Genomic DNA, 1,724 nt, shown 5'->3' with positions numbered 1-1,724 from the left:
GCCCGCGCCGCCGAGGCGCGGCACGCCGAACTGGTGGCCGCCCTCCGTGACCGGGGCGTCCGGCACGTCTACGGCGGCTACTGGACCTGCAACCGGCTCACCTTCGCCACGGCCGAGGAGGTGGTCTGCGCGGTGGTCGACGACGACCTGCGCCCGGGCCACGACCGCTACCTGCCGTACCGCCGGGCGGTGCAGCGGGCGGCGGCGCCGGCCTGGGTCGCGCCGGCCGGCTCGCCACTCGCCGCGCGCCTGGACGACCGGATGCGCGCCGAGCCGGGCCGCCTCGACCTGCTCATCGTCGGCGGATACCGCGTCTACCTCCCCCGCGCCTGACCGCTCCCCCCTCCCGTCCACGTTCAGATCCCTCACCTCCCCGGGGGAGCGGCTTGTTTCCGGGGTTGCCGGACGGCTGGTGGCCGGGCAGTGGACATTGATGGTTACCCTTGCGGTTCCCGGCCACACTGGCGGTATGAGTTCGCGGGGCTGGGTCCGGTTCACGGTGCTGACCCTCTGCGTCCTGGTGGCCGTCGAGGTCGGTCTGTGGCGGGCCTGGGAGGGTGCGACTGTGGACCCGCCCTCGCCACGCCCGGTCTGTCAGCTCATTCGGACCGAGGTGTTCAACCTTCTCGTACCTGGCCGCGGGCCGCTGCAGGCCGAGGGCGAGGAGGGGAGCCGCCCCGGTAGCCGCTCGAACACCTGCGCTGCCGAGAGCACGTCCACGGTGATCGGCTCACGAGCCTCGCTGTGGGTCGCGTTGGTCCGCTTCGGCCGGCGCGATGGCCAGGGCCCGCGGTGCATCCAGCGCGACGGGTCGCTGTTGATGCCGACCAACCGTCCCAGCTACCGCGTGGCACTCGGCGACCGCGCTGTCTACTTCATGGAGAACAGCCCCGACACAAAGCGGGTCATCCACCTCACCGCCTGCCTCGGCACCTATCTCGTCTACGTCATCTACGAAGCTGTCGGTGCCACTGACGCATCCATCGTCGAAGCGGCAACCGTCGTCGCGCAGGAGGTGCTGTCGTGGCTGTGATCTGGCCTTTCTCAGCATCTGATCTCAAGAGCGGGCTGCCGCCTCGCGGTCCCGTCGACCGCCGGGTACTGCTGCGGAAATGGCTGTTCGGTCTCGGGGCCGTGACGCTCGTCATCGCCGCCGGGTTCCTCGGCGCACAGCTTGGCCGGATCGCGGCACCCACCGTCGTGCGATGGCAGGTCGACATGGTCGATTCGACGAACCAAGCCCCGCCACTGCCCCACCTGCCGCAGTCTCCGTTCGCGCGGTGACCGCGCCGCTGCCGCCTGGCGCAGCGCACACGAGTTCGAAAGATGAAGGAGTGCCTGCCAGTGGTGGGCGGGCGGCGCGGTGGGCGGTCAGCGTGGGGCAGGGTCGGCGAGCAGGTTGAGGCGGTGGGCCAGGGCCGCCGCCTCGACGCGGTTGGTGACGTCGAGCTTGGCGATGATCCGGGAGACGTGCACGCTGGCGGTCTTCGGCGAGATGAACAACTGCTCGCCGATCCGGCTGTTGCTGTGCCCCTCGGCGACCAGCCGCAGCACCTCCCGCTCGCGCAGGGTGAGCAGGTCCGCGCCGGGGCGGTCCCGGGTCGCGCCGCGCAGCCCGACCCGGCGGGCGAGGGTGGCGGCCTGCTGCGCGAGCGGTGTCGCCGCGAGCCGGTCGGCGATCCCCGTGGCCTCGCGCACCGCGGCGGCGACCTCGTCCCGCTCCC

Annotated in this window: 3 protein-coding genes and 1 pseudogene; 3 read left to right on the top strand and 1 reads right to left on the bottom strand. The window is 72.2% G+C overall.

The window, feature by feature from the left end; genetic code table 11:
* The 3 genes and pseudogenes from NCC78_RS31555 to NCC78_RS31545 form a co-directional block, all read left to right on the top strand.
* Window positions 1–333: pseudogene (locus NCC78_RS31555) on the top strand (hypothetical protein); the annotation flags it as partial.
* Window positions 334–520: 187 nt separating this feature from the next.
* Window positions 521–1,033, top strand: coding sequence for a hypothetical protein (locus NCC78_RS31550; RefSeq protein WP_250799095.1), 513 nt, complete (start codon window positions 521–523; stop codon window positions 1,031–1,033).
* Window positions 1,024–1,284, top strand: a complete 261-nt coding sequence (locus NCC78_RS31545; protein ID WP_250799094.1) for a hypothetical protein — start codon at window positions 1,024–1,026, stop codon at window positions 1,282–1,284. Before NCC78_RS31550 ends, NCC78_RS31545 begins: the two co-directional genes overlap by 10 nt.
* Before the next feature lie 87 nt (window positions 1,285–1,371).
* On the opposite strand, the gene NCC78_RS31540 is transcribed toward NCC78_RS31545, so the two are convergent.
* The coding region (locus NCC78_RS31540; protein ID WP_250799093.1) for a helix-turn-helix domain-containing protein at window positions 1,372–1,724 on the bottom strand (353 nt) is incomplete at its 5' end.

It is taken from the genome of Micromonospora phytophila, from assembly GCF_023656545.1.
Taxonomy (GTDB): Bacteria; Actinomycetota; Actinomycetes; order Mycobacteriales; family Micromonosporaceae; genus Micromonospora; species Micromonospora phytophila.
This window is presented reverse-complemented; position numbering and strand designations above follow the sequence as displayed.